This is a genomic window from Alteromonas sp. (genome assembly GCF_984505615.1).
The window spans coordinates 32,879-50,559 of the sequence record NZ_CFHOXV010000001.1 but is presented as its reverse complement, the minus strand read 5'-3'; the positions used below and the strand labels follow the sequence as shown (position 1 = coordinate 50,559).

At 48.7% G+C, this 17,681-nt stretch carries 16 protein-coding genes and 1 riboswitch; of the genes, 7 read left to right on the top strand and 9 right to left on the bottom strand.

The genetic code is table 11. From position 1 onward, the window contains the following. Window position 1 precedes the first annotated feature (1 nt). The 5 genes from AC4PME_RS00210 to AC4PME_RS00190 form a co-directional block, all read right to left on the bottom strand. Window positions 2-568 (bottom strand): YqgE/AlgH family protein, encoded by a 567-nt coding sequence (locus AC4PME_RS00210; RefSeq protein WP_119502223.1) that lies wholly within the window; start codon window positions 566-568, stop codon window positions 2-4. Between the two features lie 6 nt (window positions 569-574). Further along, entirely contained in the window at window positions 575-1,531 is a 957-nt protein-coding gene (gene gshB, locus AC4PME_RS00205) for a glutathione synthase (protein ID WP_491044578.1), read from the bottom strand. Between the two features lie 101 nt (window positions 1,532-1,632). After that, window positions 1,633-3,063, bottom strand: coding sequence for a sensor histidine kinase (locus AC4PME_RS00200; RefSeq protein WP_491044579.1), 1,431 nt, complete (start codon window positions 3,061-3,063; stop codon window positions 1,633-1,635). Between the two features lie 69 nt (window positions 3,064-3,132). Further along, window positions 3,133-3,861, bottom strand: coding sequence for a 16S rRNA (uracil(1498)-N(3))-methyltransferase (locus AC4PME_RS00195; RefSeq protein ID WP_119502220.1), 729 nt, complete (start codon window positions 3,859-3,861; stop codon window positions 3,133-3,135). 94 nt (window positions 3,862-3,955) lie between these two features. After that, the gene (locus AC4PME_RS00190) at window positions 3,956-4,120 is read right to left on the bottom strand and encodes a hypothetical protein (protein ID WP_161599167.1); all 165 of its coding nucleotides are present in this window, start codon (window positions 4,118-4,120) and stop codon (window positions 3,956-3,958) included. Window positions 4,121-4,620: 500 nt separating this feature from the next. Between AC4PME_RS00190 and AC4PME_RS00185 the strand changes: the two genes are divergently transcribed. Continuing rightward, complete coding sequence (locus tag AC4PME_RS00185) at window positions 4,621-5,487, top strand: mechanosensitive ion channel family protein (RefSeq protein ID WP_119502218.1); 867 nt, start codon at window positions 4,621-4,623, stop codon at window positions 5,485-5,487. A gap of 115 nt (window positions 5,488-5,602) precedes the next feature. On the opposite strand, the gene AC4PME_RS00180 is transcribed toward AC4PME_RS00185, so the two are convergent. Then, window positions 5,603-6,400 carry a M48 family metallopeptidase gene (locus tag AC4PME_RS00180; RefSeq protein WP_119502217.1) on the bottom strand — a complete coding sequence of 266 codons (798 nt, stop codon included), beginning with the start codon at window positions 6,398-6,400 and terminating at the stop codon, window positions 5,603-5,605. Between the two features lie 298 nt (window positions 6,401-6,698). Between AC4PME_RS00180 and AC4PME_RS00175 the strand changes: the two genes are divergently transcribed. The 4 genes from AC4PME_RS00175 (at window position 6,699) to prsR (ending at window position 13,190) form a co-directional block, all read left to right on the top strand. Continuing rightward, window positions 6,699-8,477, top strand: coding sequence for a choice-of-anchor I family protein (locus AC4PME_RS00175; protein ID WP_491044580.1), 1,779 nt, complete (start codon window positions 6,699-6,701; stop codon window positions 8,475-8,477). Window positions 8,478-8,605: 128 nt separating this feature from the next. Continuing rightward, entirely contained in the window at window positions 8,606-9,730 is a 1,125-nt protein-coding gene (locus tag AC4PME_RS00170) for a beta-ketoacyl-ACP synthase III (protein WP_119502215.1), read from the top strand. Between the two features lie 21 nt (window positions 9,731-9,751). After that, window positions 9,752-11,782: an XrtA/PEP-CTERM system histidine kinase PrsK gene (prsK, locus tag AC4PME_RS00165; protein ID WP_119502214.1), complete on the top strand. Its 2,031-nt coding sequence runs from the start codon at window positions 9,752-9,754 to the stop codon at window positions 11,780-11,782. A 46-nt stretch (window positions 11,783-11,828) separates the two neighbouring features. Next, window positions 11,829-13,190 carry a PEP-CTERM-box response regulator transcription factor gene (prsR, locus tag AC4PME_RS00160; RefSeq protein WP_491044581.1) on the top strand — a complete coding sequence of 454 codons (1,362 nt, stop codon included), beginning with the start codon at window positions 11,829-11,831 and terminating at the stop codon, window positions 13,188-13,190. Between the two features lie 9 nt (window positions 13,191-13,199). Here the strand turns inward: prsR and AC4PME_RS00155 are convergent, their stop codons facing one another. From AC4PME_RS00155 to AC4PME_RS00145, 3 genes are all read right to left on the bottom strand, one after another. Next, entirely contained in the window at window positions 13,200-14,417 is a 1,218-nt protein-coding gene (locus tag AC4PME_RS00155) for a GGDEF domain-containing protein (RefSeq protein WP_491044582.1), read from the bottom strand. A 126-nt stretch (window positions 14,418-14,543) separates the two neighbouring features. Next, entirely contained in the window at window positions 14,544-14,876 is a 333-nt protein-coding gene (locus AC4PME_RS00150; RefSeq protein WP_119502211.1) for a ribbon-helix-helix domain-containing protein, read from the bottom strand. After that, window positions 14,836-15,531 (bottom strand): AAA family ATPase, encoded by a 696-nt coding sequence (locus tag AC4PME_RS00145; RefSeq protein WP_119502210.1) that lies wholly within the window; start codon window positions 15,529-15,531, stop codon window positions 14,836-14,838. The genes AC4PME_RS00150 and AC4PME_RS00145 overlap by 41 nt, the downstream gene beginning before the upstream one ends. 95 nt (window positions 15,532-15,626) lie before the next feature. Beyond that, window positions 15,627-15,716: riboswitch (cyclic di-GMP riboswitch) on the bottom strand. A gap of 266 nt (window positions 15,717-15,982) precedes the next feature. Between AC4PME_RS00145 and AC4PME_RS00140 the strand changes: the two genes are divergently transcribed. Both AC4PME_RS00140 and AC4PME_RS00135 read left to right on the top strand, forming a co-directional pair. Continuing rightward, the gene (locus AC4PME_RS00140; protein ID WP_161599165.1) at window positions 15,983-17,029 is read left to right on the top strand and encodes an alpha/beta hydrolase; all 1,047 of its coding nucleotides are present in this window, start codon (window positions 15,983-15,985) and stop codon (window positions 17,027-17,029) included. Between the two features lie 254 nt (window positions 17,030-17,283). After that, window positions 17,284-17,664 (top strand): YybH family protein, encoded by a 381-nt coding sequence (locus AC4PME_RS00135; RefSeq protein WP_491044583.1) that lies wholly within the window; start codon window positions 17,284-17,286, stop codon window positions 17,662-17,664. Window positions 17,665-17,681: the final 17 nt, after the last annotated feature.

Genomic DNA, 17,681 nt, shown 5'->3' with positions numbered 1-17,681 from the left:
ATCAGGCGTGGCCAACCTGCGGCGTAAGCTGCCATACATCCACGCCCAGTTTCTTCACGGCAGACTGCCACTTCTTATGAACGGGCGTATTGAACAGAATGTCTGTGTCGGCTTCCACCGTCAGCCAGGCATTTTCCTGCATTTCCTTCTCAAGCTGCCCGGCTTCCCATCCCGCATAGCCCAGCGCGATGATCGCATGCTCAGGGCCCTCGCTGTGACCGATGGCAGAGAGAATATCCTTTGAGGTGGTCACAACGACACCCGGTGCCATTTTCAAACTGGAACTCCAGTCGCCGTCATCAGAGTGGAGCACGAAACCGCGCTCCTGACTGACCGGACCACCGGCCAGCACAATATGCTCTGACGTACTGTCAGCAAATTCCGTGTCTTTATCAGTTTGCTCAAGCAGTTCTTTCAGATTCATGTTCGATGGCTGATTGATCACAATACCCATTGCGCCTTCACTGTTATGTTCGCAAATGTATGTGATAGACCGCGAAAAGTAAGGGTCTTCCAGTGACGGCATTGCGATCAGAAAGTGATTTTGCAAGGACTTCAGTTCTGTCATTCAACGTTACCTCAAAGCTGCCAGTTTAGTTTCTATGGCATCAAACAATTTACCCATAATACTGAAATCGAAATGGGCCTCAATTTCACGGACACAGGTGGGGCTGGTGATATTTATCTCTGTAATACGATCGCCAATCACATCCAGACCAACAAACAAAATACGGTGCTCTTTCAGCACCGGCGCAATCGCATTTGCCAGTGCTTTATCAGACTCACTGACTGCCTGTGGACGGCCGGTACCGCCGGCTGCCAGATTACCCCGGGTTTCTCCCTTCGTGGGTAAGCGCGCCAGACAATAGGGCATCACTTCACCATCTACGATCAGAACCCGTTTGTCACCCTCTTTAATGGCCGGCAGATATTCCTGCACCATCATCTGTTGGGTCCCGTTTTTGGTCAGGGTCTCAATGATGACGCCGAGGTTATTACCATCGGGTTTTACCCTGAATATCGATGCGCCGCCCATGCCGTCCAGCGGCTTGCAAATAATATCCTGATGTTCTGCGTGGAAATCTCTTACCAACTGAGGATTACGGGTTACCCGCGTGGCCGGAATTAAATCCGGGAACCAGGAGGTAAATAACTTTTCATTGTAATCCCGCAGCGCCTGAGGATTGTTGACTACCAGCGTGCCTCCGGCTTCCGCTAAAGACAGCATTTGCGTGGCATACAGAAACTCACTGTCAAAGGGCGGATCTTTTCTCATCATCAGCACATTGATCTCTGCCATTGCCATGGTCTCCCGTGGCGACAATGAATAGAAATCCTGAGCCTGGTCCCGCACAGTAACTTTACGCACGGAGGCCATTGGCTTGCCGTTATCCAGATAAAGATCGCTCATTTCCATATACAACAGGGTTGCGCCGCGTTTCTGCGCTTCCAGCATCATGGCAAAGCTGGTGTCTTTATGGGGTTTGACAGACGAGATAGGGTCCATCACAAAGCCGACTGAATAGCTCATCGGGTGATTCTCTTTTATGTAAACGGGGTAATACCTCTACTATGGCGTTGATATTGCTAAAATCAACACCTTTTCGCAGGTAATCATCGTGCTACATCGCGTTAGCCGGCGGTTTGTTCCGGAAAAGTGAAGATTATTTTATTGCCGCCCGACTGGCGCTGCACAATTTGCATGGTTCCGCCGAGACCCGAGGTAATTTGCTGATAGCACAATGCCAGACCACCCGGTGCCGAATGCCGTCTGAGCAGAGTGGCTGCTGCCGGCCGCATGGCATTGTGAATCGTAGTGCGCGGAATGGCCTGTCCTTCATCTTCAACAATGTACCTGATCATCGGGTAAGTACCGTTGCTTGTTTTAGATGCGGAAAGCCAGATTTTTCCTTCGTTACGGTTGGGGTAGCTGTGGTGGCACACGTTTAAAATCAGTTCGTTGAGTATTTGTGTAAACGTGCCGGCAGCAATGGTGGAAGTACAATCCGGGTCTACGTCGATACAGGCTTTAATATCGATATGCTTTGCTGTGCTGGCTATGACAGAAAGCATGGTGCCGGTGGCTTTCGCCAGTGAAATCTGCTTTACCGGATTGTGAGTGATAAGGCTGATGTAACCGGATAATTCATCCAGTCTGCGAACCGCTTCGCCAAGCATGTCTGAACCGGCTCCGGTTGAGCGGTTTAATGCATTATAAAATTGATTCAGTTCTTTACGGGAGAGCTGTTTTAAACTCACATTTCTTTTGTTCTGAGCGGTAATCACTTTTTGGAAGGAAAATGTGGTCTTTACCACGGCCAGTAACGCTTCTGTTTCTTTGATTAAACCCGATGCCATGGGGCGGAAGGTTTTAGGGAGCGGACAACTGGCAAGAATATGCTCAGCCTCTGCCATTTTCAGGGCCAGTTTTTCAGCGGTTTCTTTTAAATGCTTATTTTCTTCCTGCTGCTGAGAAACCTGCTTTTGTAAGATCCAGTTGGCGCTGTTTTTTCCTTGCTGATAATCACAGTAAGAAAAAATTTTGCTCAGGTTTACCGCCACGGCCTGATAGTGGGCAATGGTGTGGGGATCCGGAGTTTGCTTCTGACCACCGGTGACCGCCAGCGTCCCGATACATTTATTTTCACGGATCAGCGGGAATGACCAGCAACTGGTGATCCCGACTTCTGCCATTTCCGGTGAAAAGTCCTTCCAGTTCGGATGGGCTGCAATATTATCGATGAAAAAGGGCTGGCCTGTTACGGCCGCCGGCCCGCAAGCGCCTTCCTTTTCACACAGTTTCATTTCGTGAATGGCGCGAATAAAATGCTCAGGCAGAGAAGGGGCGGCTAACAGGGATAAGCTGCCGGTTTGCGGTACAACCTGCATGACTGCAAAACGGAAACTGGTGGTGTGCTGTTCCAGGAATTGCAAGTAGAAGGTCACCACCTTCGCCAGAGGCTGACCGTCTAGAATACGTTCAAGGCAGGCACTGTAGACCTGATCTAAATTCAACCTGCCGGAGGCGATGGCCGGATTACCGGCGGAATGTACGAGATACATAAGCTTTTTATTGTTTTTCTGGCTTAGTTATTTTTTAACCTGTTTTAGCATACAAAACAAGTATGACGTTTATAAGTCTCCATGCTGGGACTGTAGAATAGTAATGGCAGCAAGGGCTGCTGTTTCTGTTCTTAATATGCGCGGTCCCAGACTGACAGAGGTATAGCCGCTTTCATTTGCCTGATGGATTTCCTGCTCAGACAAACCACCTTCCGGTCCGATAAGCAAACGATAGCCTTTTGATGAATAGGGCGTTTTTACCAGCGGTGAATCTGCGCCCGGGGCTAATGTTAAACGAACAGCCTGAGTCGGACTCGCCAGCCATTGATTCAGTGTTACCGGCGCATTGAGTACCGGAACCACATTACGTCCGCATTGCTCACAAGCACCGGTGATAATTTTTTGCCATTGCTGAATTTTCTTTTCCCAGCGCTTTTCATCCAGCTTCACTGCACATCGTTGTGTCAGTACCGGTGTGATTTCAGTAACACCCAGCTCGACACTTTTCTGTAAAACAGTATCCATGCGGTCGCCTTTCGACACACCCTGACCCAGATGAATGGGAAGAGGTGACTCTTTACCGATAGTCAGGCAGGCGTCAGCTTCAATGATAACCTGTTTGCGGTTCACTGCGATAATCTGGGCACTGTACTCATTACCATCGCCGTTAAATAGCACGACGGGATGGTTCGCTTTGAGTCGCAGCACAGTGGCTACGTGGTGTGCAGCGTCATCATTAAGCAGGAACTCTTCGTCCAGAGGAATATTACCGGGGTGGTACAGGCGCGGGATTCGCATGGTGATATCACTATAACTTCAGTTTTATAAGCGTTATATGATAGCGAGTTTGCGGGTGCAGACGCAATGTCTGCACCGCAGTAAGCGGGGGAATTTAGTTAACCTGAACGCTGTTCGGACGGGTTTCTTTGGAAATGTTACTTAAATCCGTCGCAGCACCGCTCTTTCGGGCATGAACAGTATTTTTACCTTTGTCAGAGGTGAGGGCAAAACCCAGAATGAAGAGAACAATCACAAAAAGAACAGATAGAAATAACATTTTAAAATCCCTTAGTTTAGCAAACCGGTACTTGGCGATAGCTAAATAACCAGATACGTCAATACGTCTTACATCCAACATCGGATCCTGATGTTGTTAAATCCATACGAAAGAAGTCACTTTCTTCCGGTATTCTGGTTCGTATTTCCTGCCACTGAACGACTTGTAAGCCGAAAAGTGATGACTGAATATAGACTAAAATCCGCGAATTTCCAGCCTTTCCCGATGCCGGATTTATTCAATTTTGTTATTAGCACTAAAATCAGTTGGTTAAAGAAACACGTTGTCGAGCATTCATCGCGCTGTTTTTTCACGCACTGCAAACTTTACGTTGATGCGATGACAGAAATATTATCGTCAGCTTATAAGTGTTTCATCATCTGAATTTATACCATTGTATAACGCACAAAGCAGACCAGTGGCATTGCGTGATCTACCGCTATATTGCTATCGTATCCCCGCACTGTGCAACGATTCGCGCATTAACTAAGGAAACAGAAATGGAAGAAACTTTATCAATGTTTACTGCTTCAGATATTGAACGGTATATTAATACATACGCTATTCCCTGGGCGATCAATATCGCTATGGCAATTGCGATCTTCGTTATTGGACGAATCATTGTCGGTATACTGCTGTCTGTATTCCGCCGTGTGATGGCAAAATCTAAATATGACGAAATGCTTATCAATTTTGTAGAGTCGATTGTCTCTGCAATACTGATGTTGTTCGTTATTGTGGCATCACTCGACCAACTGGGCGTGGATACCACCTCTCTTGTTGCTATCGTGGGTGCAGCCGGTTTAGCTATCGGTTTATCTCTGCAGGATTCTCTGAAGAATTTCGCAGCCGGTGTTATGTTGCTGGTATTCAAGCCTTTCAAACAAGGCAACTATGTTGAAGCCGCGGGTACTGCCGGTATCGTTCAGAAGATTGGTATTTTCCACACTGTGATGACGTCTCTGGATAACAAAGAAATCACTATTCCGAACGGTAAGATTTACAGCGACAACATCACTAACTACTCTGCAAAAGACACCCGTCGTTGTGATATGACGTTCGGTATCGGTTACGATGATGATCTGCTGAAAGCCAAGCGCATTTTGCAGGAGCTGGTAGATGAAGAAACCCGTATTCTGAAAGAACCTGCCTGCTTAATCGGCGTGGCTGAATTAGGTGACAGCTCCGTTAACTTTACTGTTCGCCCGTGGGTGGCTGCTTCGGACAACCTGGCTGTGCGCCTGGCATTCACTGAAGCGGTGAAACTGCGTTTTGACGCGGAAGGTATTTCTATTCCTTATCCGCAAATGGATGTGCACTTTTTCAAAGAAGCTGACAAAACAGTATCTGCGAAAGAATCAGCATAATTCGGTTTAGTATTTTGAGTACTTAACACTGATACTAAAAACCCCCTTTTTCGAAAGGGGGTTTTTTATTGGTGCCCGTCGGGTCAGCTCCTGACACCTTCACTTTGGTTGACAGCTACTTACAGGAAGGGCGTTTAGCTGTTCCCTGATAATCCGTCATGGCAGCCTGCATATTGGCCTGCAAGTTTTCAATACGGCTTTGCGGGGCAGGGTGAGTGGAAAGAATTTCTACCGGACGCTGACCGTTGCTGGCGGCATCCATGTTCTTCCATAACTCTACTGACTCTCTGGGATCGAAGCCTGCCTGCGCCATCAGTGCCAGGCCGATAAGATCGGCTTCAGACTCGTGGGCACGGGAGAAGGGCAGCGTAATCGCAACCTGTGAACCCATGCCAATAGCCGCCATAATCGCACCGCTGTATGCCACCTGGTTTGCTTCAATTGCCGTTGCTACGGCTTGCGTACCCAGGTTTGTCAGTGTGGAAGTCGACATGCGCTCGTTACCATGATGGGCAATAACATGGCCGATTTCGTGTCCGATAACGGCTGCTAACTGGGACTGGGTTTTCGCCACATTGAGCAAGCCGGTATAAACACCGATTTTACCACCGGGCAATGCAAAGGCGTTGACCTGGTCATCCTGAAAAACCACCACTTCCCATTCGCCGCTAAACACCGAGTCCGGTACCAGTGGCGTCAGCGATTTTGCTACACACTGAACATAGGTATTCTCTACCTGTTTACTGGAAACCTTCAGTTCCTCTTTCATACTTGAAAACGCCTGACCGCCCATTTCGGCCATTTGTGTTTCAGAGTACAACAACACCTGGTTGCGCCCGGTCGGGGATGTAGCACATGCGCTCAGCACACTTGCCAGTCCCGCCACTGCGAGCACCTTCATCCGTTGTTTCATTTGTGTCCCTCTTCTGCGTTTTTTCATTGCTTAATACTAATTAAGTGCCTGTTAAAAAGCCACTGGCAAAGGTTAACTACGAAGCGGTAACCAAAAGAGTTTTTATTGTTAAGCAGCGGTTCAGCTCCGTTGTGGGGAAGTGCTAAGATAACAAAAGAGGGGGAGGATAAATTGACACAAACTCGTCATCTCCCTGACTTATTGCTGTCACACCGTTTCCTTAGGTTATTGAAATTTTGTTGTATGCACACTCAGCCGCATGCGACGTATTTCTATAATAACTTCTAAAGGAAACAGCATGTTGATGCAAAATAAATTCAAACTGGGATTACTGGCGTTGGTGGTATCTGCCGCTCTGACAGGGTGTAGTTTAGATGGCGATGACGGTGCCGATGGTGCTCAGGGCCCTCAGGGTGAACAGGGCGAAACCGGGAGTGATGGTCAGGACGCCACAACAGGCGTCGCACTGGAAGTTGTTGGCCGTGCAGTTGTCGGCGGGGCCGGTGCTGCTGAAATTGTGCAGTATCATGCGGGTACACAAACCGTTTATGCGACCAACGGTGAGTCAGATACCATTTCAGTGATCAGCATTGCAGAACTCACCGGAGATGCCCTGGAAGCGCCGGTTACCTCTACCAACCTCACAAACACATCAATCGAGCTACCTGTTGAAGCAAACGGCACAGCGCTGGCCGGCCTTACCAGCATTGCCGTTTCCGGCGACTTGCTGGCTGTCGCTATTCCCGCAGATGAAAAAGCTGAAAACGGCTTTGTTCTTTTCTACAACGGCCTTGATGCCGGCGAGCCGGTTTTCCTATCTGCTGTTGAAGTTGGCAATCTGCCTGATAATGTTGTTTTCACTCCGGATGGTACAAAGGTACTCACTGCGAACGAGGGCGAACCGTCAGATGATTACACCATTGACCCTGAAGGTTCTGTAAGTGTTATCACTGTCACAGACGGTGTCCCGGCAGACACTGCAACAACCCTTACATTTGAAAGCTTCAACGGCCAGCAGGCAGAGCTTGAAGCCATGGGCATGCAGTTCCCTAATCCGTCCGGCCGTACGATAAATGGTGTTGCCATCAACACCACAGTCGCTATGGATTTAGAGCCTGAGTACATCACAGCCACCGATTCTGTTGCTTACGTGACCTTGCAGGAAAATAACGGTGTCGCCGTGGTTGATCTGGAAGCCATGACTATCAGCATTATCGGACTGGGCGTAAAAGACTGGAGTCAGTACCAAATTGACGTGCAGGAAAATGGTGAAGTCAGCTTTGGTCAGTACGAAGGTCTGTATGGCGTTTATATGCCGGACACAATCACCAGAACCACGTGGAAGGGGGCAACTTTCCTGCTGACTGCAAACGAAGGTGATGCCCGTGAGTACATTTTCAGTGCAGATGATGAAGCATCCTGTCTGGCTGCCGGCGGTCTGGAGTTTGATGACGGCGACTGTCTGGCTTACACCGATGAAGTGAAAGTCGAAGATCTCACTGCCGCAACAAATTCAGAGCTGGCCATGTTGCAGGCAAACGGTGAAGCTGATGATCTGCGGGTGACGCTGGGTATGGGCGATGCCGACGGTGACGGTGAATATGATGCAGCGTATACGTATGGCGCACGTTCTTTCACTATCTGGGATCAGAACGGTCAGGTTGTATTTGATTCAGGCGACGATTTTGAACGCATTACCGCCTCTGTACACGGTGAAGCGTTTAATAACGGTGATGATGAAAATGAAGGCGACAGCCGCTCCGAAAATAAAGGGCCTGAGCCGGAAGCCATTACCACAGGTACAGTGGGCGATCGCACTTATGCCTTTATCGGTACTGAGCGTATGGGAGGCATTTTTGTTTACGACATCACGAACCCTTACGATGTCAGCTTCTCTGAATACGTGATAAACCGTGATTTGACGGAAGGGCTGACGGCTGATGACAGTATCGGTGATCTGGCGCCGGAAAGTCTGGTATTTATCAGCCCGGAAGACAGCCCTACCGGTGAAGCTTTACTTGTAGTGGGTAACGAAGTCAGTGGCTCAGTATCACTGTGGCAGGTAACTGCTAAATAAAACATCTGCCTCTTTATACCTCTTCAGAAAGCCTGAATGCATTAGCATTCAGGCTTTTTTGTTTGACAGAAGTCCGATGACTTTTGGGTCTCAAACGGCTAAGCTACGAAAAAACGAGAGAGTTATTCATGACTAAAAAAGTTGTTATCAGTGGTGTCGGCCTGTGGACACCGGAACACGTAATCACTAACGAAGAACTCGTCGCCAGCTACAACGCCTACGCAGACAAGTTTAATGCAGAAAACGCGGCACAAATTGATGCCGGCACCGTTGCTGCCAAGCCTCACTCCAGCGCGGAGTTCATTGAAAAAGCGTCCGGTATAAAACAACGCTATATCTACCGTAAAGAAGGCGCGCTGGATGTTGAACGTATGCGCCCGGTCATTCCTGAGCGGCAGGACGAAGAGTTGTCCCATCAGGGAGAAATCGCCCTGGAGGCTGCGAAGAAGGCGCTGGCAGCGGCGAATAAATCACCGGAAGACATCGATGCGGTGATCGTATCCTGTGCTTATACACAACGGGCTTATCCTGCCATTGCCATTGAAGTGCAAAACCAGCTGGGTATTAAAGGTTTCGGTTTTGATATGCTGGTTGCCTGCTCGGCGGCCACGTTCGGCATGCACCGCGCATGGGAAATGGTGGCATCAGGTAATGCCCGGGCCGTGCTGGTTATCAATCCTGAACTGGTGTCACCTCAGGTGAATTACACCGACCGTGACAGTCACTTTATTTTTGGTGATGTGGCAACGGCCACGGTGGTAGAAAGCGAAGACACCGCGAATAGCGACCACGTATTTTCGGTGCTGAGCACAAAAGCGGTGACGTCGTTTTCAAATAACATCCGTTCGAACTTTGGCTACATCAGCCGCGCACACGATGTTGATCCATACGGTGAAGACAAATTATTTCACCAGGCCGGCCGTAAAGTATTTAAAGAAGTATGCCCGATGGCTGCTGACCATATTGAGGCACACCTTGCCAGTCACAGTTTTACGCCGGCAGATGTACGCCGCTGGTGGTTGCACCAGGCCAATATCAATATGAACCTGCTAATTGCTAAGCGTCTGTTAGGGCGGGATGCTACGGCAGATGAAGCGCCAATCGTACTCGACCGTTACGCGAATACGGCATCAGCAGGCTCAGTCATCGCATTTGCACTGCATCATCAGGATCTTCAGTCCGGTGATGTGGGCGTGCTGTGTTCTTTCGGTGCCGGATACTCCATCGGAAGTTTAGTTATCCAAAAGCAATAAGTTGCCGGAAATAGGGAAGTTATGATTTCAGATATTGGTTACGGCCTGAATGCAGCAGGCTATCTGGTTCTGCTGCTGTTGTTATTCACAGTCCGTAAATCTGGTCTGGCGAAGCACTTGCTTGTGCTCGCCACGATGGCAACCATGGTGTGGTCACTCAGTTTCGTAACCAGGCTTACCGGTCCGGTTTCCGGCCCGCATTTGCTCATAGCAGACACTCTCAAGCAAATGGTGTGGTTGTTATTCATTGCCGGCTGTCTGCAGGATAACTTCAATAATCTCTGGCAGGTGCTGCGCAGGCCGGCGACGATGGTGATCCTCACGCCGCCGGTGCTGGCGTTATTTCTTCCCTTTATTTCTACAATTCCTCACTCCTGGCAGTTTCTCTTTCTTACCGTGCTATCACTGGAAGTGCTTATTCTGCTTGAAGTTTTATTCAGGCAGGCAGGTGAAAATCAGTGGGCGTATAAACCGCTGGTGCTCTACCTTGGCGCCATGCACCTGTTCGAATTTGTGATGTACGCCAATGCCACTATGGTCACAAAAATCGAGTTGGTCTACGTGGTATCAAGAGGATATATCTATTTATTGATGATGCCGCTGCTGGTGGTAGCTATCCGCCGTATCAAGCATTGGGGCGTCGATATCTTTATCTCCCGTGAAGTGGTACTGCACAGCTCCCTGCTGCTGGTGGCCGGTATCTATTTGCTGGTAATGGCACTGGCCGGGTATGTGGTGAATTACATCGGCGGTAACTGGAGTTCCACGATTCAGACTGTGTTGGTGGTACTGTCTCTGGCACTGCTCATCACAATGGTCCTGTCGAACAGTTTCCGGACGCGGATAAAAGTATTTATCACCAAGCACTTCTTTGCCAACCAGTTTGATTACCGGGTTGAATGGGTGAAGCTGACTCAGGCTCTGTCTTCGTCAGAAGCTGATGCAGCGCCGGATGTTTATGGCAATGCATTGCGGGGTGTGCTGGGTGCCATCAACTATGAAAACGGCACACTGGTGAAAGCCACCGGTATCGATTTTGACGTGGTGGCCAGTGTAAACAGCGAAGGAATATCGGCAGACGAAATTAAGATCCTTAAGCAACTTATGCCATTCTGTCAGCAAACCAACTGGCTGGTTGATGTGGATGAGTACGCATCAAAGCCCTTTGAATACAATGGCTTGCTGCTGGACAGAGAAGCGCTGAAAGGTTGTCGCTTTCAACTGGCACTGCCACTGTTAAATTCAGAACAAATTTGGGGCTTTGCCCTGCTAAAAACAAAAGACAGTGAGGCACTGACACTGAACTGGGAAGTCCGCGATTATCTTAACGCTGTGACTGAACAGGTTGGTACATACTTACTACACCATGAAGCCGCTAACGCTGTGGCAGAGAACGCGCAATTTGCTGCTTTCAACCGGATGTCAGCATTTGTACTTCACGATTTAAAAAATGTGATGGCGCAAATCGACCTCATTTTGTGTAATGCCGAACAGCACAAACATAACCCTGAGTTTATTGAAGATACCTTTGAAACCCTGCATTATACTAAGGCGCGCATGGATAAAATGCTGCGTCAGCTCACCGAGAAAAAGGTCGATGAGCCCGGCGTGTTCTCAGCGCACACACTCTCTGATTTAACCGGCAAGCTGATAGAAACCCGTTGTCAGTCACTCAAACCGGTACCTGAACTGGTGGTGGAAAGTGAAGAAAAGGTAGTGGTCGATCCTGAGAAATTCAGTAATGTGATGTACCATCTTATCAGTAATGCGCAGCAAGCCACCGGCGATGACGGTTTTGTCCGTATCACGCTGGAAAGTGACCTGGCCGGTCAGCGCCAGATTGTGCGGATTGAAGACAATGGCTGTGGCATGGATGAAGCATTTATTGAACAACGGTTGTTTAAGCCGTTTGATACCACAAAAGGTAACGCGGGCATGGGTATCGGTGCCTATGACGCAAAAAATTATATGCAGTCTATTGGCGGCAAATTGTCGGTAGAAAGCGAAACAGGAAAGGGAAGTTGTTTTACCCTGGTGTTCCCGCTGGATTAACAGATTTCATTTCCCATAATTCATATTTACTAATGGAAACGTGCGAATGACGGATACGATTCTTGTTGTCGATGACGATCTCGGCATCCAGAAACAGTTAAAATGGAGCTTTACTGACTACAATGTGGTATTTGCAGATGACAGAACCTCTGCGATTGCCCAGTTACGTCGTCATGAACCCAAAGTAGTGACTCTGGACCTGGGTCTGCCACCTGATCCTGCTAATGCCTCTGAGGGGCTGAAAACCCTTGAAGAAATCATGGCACTGGCACCGCGGACCAAAGTGATTGTTGTCACCGGCAATAACGATAAAGAGAATGCGCTGAAGGCAATCGATCTCGGGGCTTACGATTTTTATCAGAAGCCCATCGACTCCGATACTATCAAGCTGCTGGTCAACCGCGCCCTGAATCTGGCTAATCTGGAACATCAGAACCGTATTCTGGCGAAAGCCCGTCCTGCCATGGGACGTATTATTGGTAATTCAGAGGCAATTCAGGCTGTTATGCGCAAGGCCGAAAAAATTGCCGGCACCGATATCAGTACGTTATTACAGGGCGAAAGTGGTACTGGTAAAGAAGTGTTTGCCAGAAGTATTCACGAACACAGCCCGCGTAAAGACAAGCCTTTTGTCGCGATTAACTGTGCGTCGATTCCTGAAAACTTGCTGGAAAGTGAATTATTCGGTTACGAAAAAGGTGCATTTACCGGGGCCAATAAAACGACTCTGGGTAAAATCGAAACGGCCCAGGGCGGCACACTGTTTCTTGATGAAATCGGTGATATGCCTATTGGCCTGCAAGCTAAAATGCTTCGTTTCCTGCAGGAGCGGGTGATTGAACGGGTAGGCGGCCGGACAGAAATTCCGGTGGATATCCGCGTGATCTGTGCAACCCACAGAGATTTGCAACAGATGGTGGCGAATGAAACTTTCCGGGAGGATTTATATTACCGTGTGGGCGAAATTCCTATCTTTATTCCGCCACTGCGTGACCGCGACCAGGACATCATTCTGCTTGCCCGTACATTCCTGAATACATACCGGGAAGAGTTCGGTGCTAAAGCCAAGAGCTTCTCTGATACCGCCATTCAGGCCATGTTGAATCATAAATGGCCCGGTAATATCCGTGAAATGCAGAATAAGCTGAAGTCTGCCGTCATTATGGCTGAAGGCTCTGTGGTGCAGGCCGAAGATCTGGGCCTTATGGCGCCCCGGGGAGACAACGAACCGGAAACGCTGAATTTGCGGGAAGTCCGTGAGATGGCGGAAAGCCGTGCTATCAGACGGGCCTATCAGACAGCCGATAAAAATATGTCAAAGACTGCAGAGTTACTGGGTGTGACCCGGCCGACCTTGTATTCTCTTATCGACAAATACCATATGGAAGATATTAAAACCGGCGTGTAACCCCGCCGGTTATTCCATTGGCCACTCAATACTGGCCAGATTGTTCAGGGACGTTTTTATCTGCACATCAGTGAGTGAGAACTTCCCTTCCAGCGGAGAGGGCGGCAGAACATTGTCGCTTTCTTTGCAGGCTTCAATGGCGCCCACCCAACAGTCTCTTTGGGATATTTTCGCTGCGTACAGGCAATAATCCATCACCGCGAAGGTTTTTACCCAGTCCATTTCATAAGGATTTCTGCGGCACAGAGGCATTGCACAAAACCCCACGCTGCAAGTGGCGTTGATCACCACATCATCAGGTAAGTGAAAACGCTTCTGACGCACCGCCTCAATAAGTCTGTCAGCCAGTTCCACCATATCATTACGGTTGGCGTTGCGGCACACCGCCAGAAATTCTTCGCCACCCCAGCGGATAAGCAAATCTGTCTGCCTGAATACTTCTTTTAAGATACCGGTAAATTGTACCAGGAAGCGGTCACCGGCAAGGTGTCCGTATTCATCATTGATTTGCTTAAAGTGGTCTATATCAATTAAAAAGCAGAGTAAGTCATGATTCGGCGGAAAGATTTCACCTTTAAGACTGGCATAGTGATGCTGCACCCGGCTGATCTCACCCGGCAACTGGGCTGAGAGGAAGTTGCGGTTATACAAGCCTGTGAGTGCATCACGCATGCTGACCTGCTCCAGCGCATGATAAGCTTCTTCCAGCTGTTGATTTTTCTGCTCCAGTTCGGTGGTCCGGTTGCGGACTTCCAGTGCCAGCCGCTGATTTTGCCGGTACTGGTTATAACGGCTCCACAGCAAAAAAAGAAACAGCAAGAGGGACACCAGGCTACCCAGCGATAACATACTTTCCAGGTTATGCTGACGCACCTGAGCCAGTTCAACAGTGCGGTTTTTCTCCTGAATCTCGAAATCCCTTGCCTGACGTTCCATCTCCACTTTGGCTTTCAGCTTCTCAAAGTAGATCGCCTGCTCCGTGTCCATCTGGTGTTCCAGCCTGGCGATGGTTTCGTCAACAGAAGTGAAAAAGGCAGGAGGCAGCACGTCCAGACGGGGGGCGATGTCATTATCGGCAGTCTGGTGCGCAATAAACCGGGCGACGGTGGTTTCCCGGCTGGCGGCGTAAGCCTGCAAATCTTCCTGCCTGACCGTCCCCTGGGCACTAAGCAGCGAGGGAAATAATCCAAGCAGTGTAATCAAACTGCCTGACAGATAACTTTTCATCTTCATCCTGTTCAGAAAAAGTAAAACCGGGGAGCACAGTGACACCGTGCTCCCGTTGTTGCGTATTGGCGCGCTTTGCATTCCATGCAAACGCCTGCACCCGGCCGCCACCTTGTGGTATGTCTGTCAGGGTGTTTTATTTGTCAGTAAAGGCCTGATGTCTTCACTGCTTTGATTTTCTATCCATATTCTGATGAGTCTGGAACGGCAGATCCCTGTTTCTGCCGACAACTTTCCAAGCTTCTCAATTGCGTCTTCAGATAATGTAAATGTAGCACGTCGCATGGGACCGCAAGGTGTAATGTTGTCTTTGTTAGCAGAGTCCGTTGCCGGATAGATCTGCCTGATAACATGTTTACCTGCTGCGTAAGCCAGTGCATCGTCAATAAATTCATCAACGCTCACCGGCTCAACAGGTTTAGCTGACGGCGTGGATTTTTTGAGGCTGCACAGACTCATAAGATTTCCCCTCTCTCCGCGACAGAAGTTCTTCAATGATATTGCGAATTTCTGCTGATGCTTTTCCGTCCGGCTCACTTTCCATGACTGACTGGCCAGACTCTTCAGAATCGTCATACATATTGCGGCTGTATGTCACTGAGTCCAGTACCGGTACTTCAAATGAACGACAGACATCTTTTGCTTCCAGGATCCTGCTGCCCAGCGAAGGTAGAGAAGGGCACTGGGTAATTACAAAAGCAGCATTCATGTCGGGATTCACCATTTTGCAGGTTGAAAGAATATCTTCCATATGGGGAACCGTTTTCAGATCCCGCCGTTTGGGACGTAACGGAATAAGAATGTGGTCAGCCACTGCCATCGAGGAGCGCAGCGCAAGGTTATCCTGTCCGCCACAATCAATGACTACGTAATCGTAGTGCTCGCGCAGGCTCAGTAATTCGTTGCGGATCTTGCCGTACAACTGCACACAGTTAATCGACGGCAATTTATCATTAGCTTTGCGTTCCTGAATCCAGTCTGAGGTAGTGCGCTGCGGATCGCAGTCGACCATCAGCACACTGGCATTTTTTTCAGTTCTCAGATAAACAGCGATATTTTGTGCAAGGCAGCTTTTGCCACTGCCGCCTTTCTCGCCACCAACCAAAACGATCATCGTTCGTTCCTCAACTTTTGATCCGTCATCACGGATAAACGGTTAACGAATGTGACTGAAAAAGTGAACATGAGCCGGATTAAGGACTATGCTTGTTCGGTAACCCCGCTATCATTATCTGTAATCAGATGGCAGACCGGAGGCTTTGCGTCACGGGCTTTCGCACCGCTTTGCCTTTTTCAACAGTACATTTTCGGGTAAGCGGCGGGGATGCCATGGCTTACCGGTAATCAGGATACTAGTTAAAACAAACGGTGTGCGCCGCATGCCTCACGATATTTAAGAATAAAAAAATATACCTGTCAGACCAGGTGGCCGGTGGCGACTAAAGGGCTGCAGGACTTTAAAACCCGTGGTTCACCCGTGTAAATCATTCTAATTCAAGTTATATCTGTTAATATGCCAACACATGGTGTTATTGAAAACTATACCCGCAAATAAGGAGAAGGGAGTGGTAAAAACATCCCTGTTGAGTTTGTTTCTGCTGGCATTCAGCACAGTCAGTTTCGGGCAGAATAATGCAATGGATGAAGCGTTTGATTCATTCAGTCATCTCTATGAAGAACGTTTCGGCCAGATCAGGGCATGCATGAACCCCACATTTCAGCGTTTCAGTGTGTGTTCTCCTGCTCTTCGTAACGATGGCAATGCGCCGTATATTCTGCATCACGGAAAACCTGTCGATACAGTGGTTGTTCTGCTTCACGGATTGAGCGATTCGCCGTTTTATATGTCTGGCATTGCACGGGCACTGCATGATAAAGGTTACAACGTTATTGTGCCTTTAAACGTAGGACACGGCCAACTGGATGCCAGCGACGAAATGAGCGACAGCAAGCTTGCAGAACGCTGGGGTGCACACCTGAATGACGTTATGGCGCTGGCACCGCAACTTGGAAAGCACGTTTATCTGGGCGGTTTTTCCACCGGCGGCGCGCTCTCTGTTCAGCATTATTTGCATCACCCTGACAACATTGACGGCCTGATGTTATTTTCCGGTGCTCTGGCACTCGACAGCGGCGTAGAGCGGTTATCCGGGATCTGGGGAATTCAGTGGGTCGCCAGGTTTCTTGACGGTCACTATGAAACACAGGGCCCGAATCCTTATAAATATCCCACCATTGCCAGTTTTTCCGGACTTGAACTGATGGAAGTGATTGATGATGTGAGAGACCAGTTTGAACAGGGGAAAACTGTAGACGTACCGGTATTTGCCGCGCATTCTCAGGCAGACACCACTACGCCCATTACAGGTATTGAAGATTTAATGTCGCGGGCAACCACGAAAACCAATACCTTTTTCATCATCGATGAGAGTTACAAGTTATGCCATGCTGATGTGGTGGTGAATAAGAAAATGCTCAGTGATATGCATTTCGATAAATCCGGTGTGGATTTACGTGATCCCTGTGCAGCTCCCGGCGCAAATCCGCTGTTCCGCCAGATGATTATGATGCTGGGCAGCTTTATGGATGAAGCGGCACAGAAAGCCGGTTAATTGATTGACACAGTGCCCGGGATTGATTAATTTAACTCCATTATCGCTACGAACTAACATTGCAAAACTGGTCAACATGATTTTTCAAACTTTGTCACAATCAGGCAAGCCACAATCTGCACTCATTATTCTACTCGCTATTCTCAGCAATTGGCGGGTTCGTTAGTACGTAAATGAACTGAAGAAAACCCGCCGCGAAGGCGGGTTTTTTGTTTTCGTCTTCGCGGTTTTAACAAAATACGGAGACGACAGCCATGACTCACCCGGTAACCCGGCAATTACATGCCATGCACGATGCAGTTAATAATAACGACTTAACTGCATTACAAACCCTGTATTGTGAAGACGCCTTTCTGGTAGATAAACCACGAGTATCCTCGCGCTCTGATCTGCAGCGTGCCCTCAGTGCTTTTAAACAACGGTATATGCCTGAACATATCGTCTCGCAGGGCGACGAGGTTGTCATTGAAGCCGGTGACACTGCGCTGGTCATAAGCAAGCTGTACCTGAATGCAACCGGCGCGGTGGACTGCAATATGAAAAAAGCCATTTATGTATTCAGAAAAAATGCAGAAGGAGAGTGGCAATGCGCCATCGATAACTTCTTCGGCGTTGATCTGATAGATTATGTGTAGATGATTTTGCTTACCTT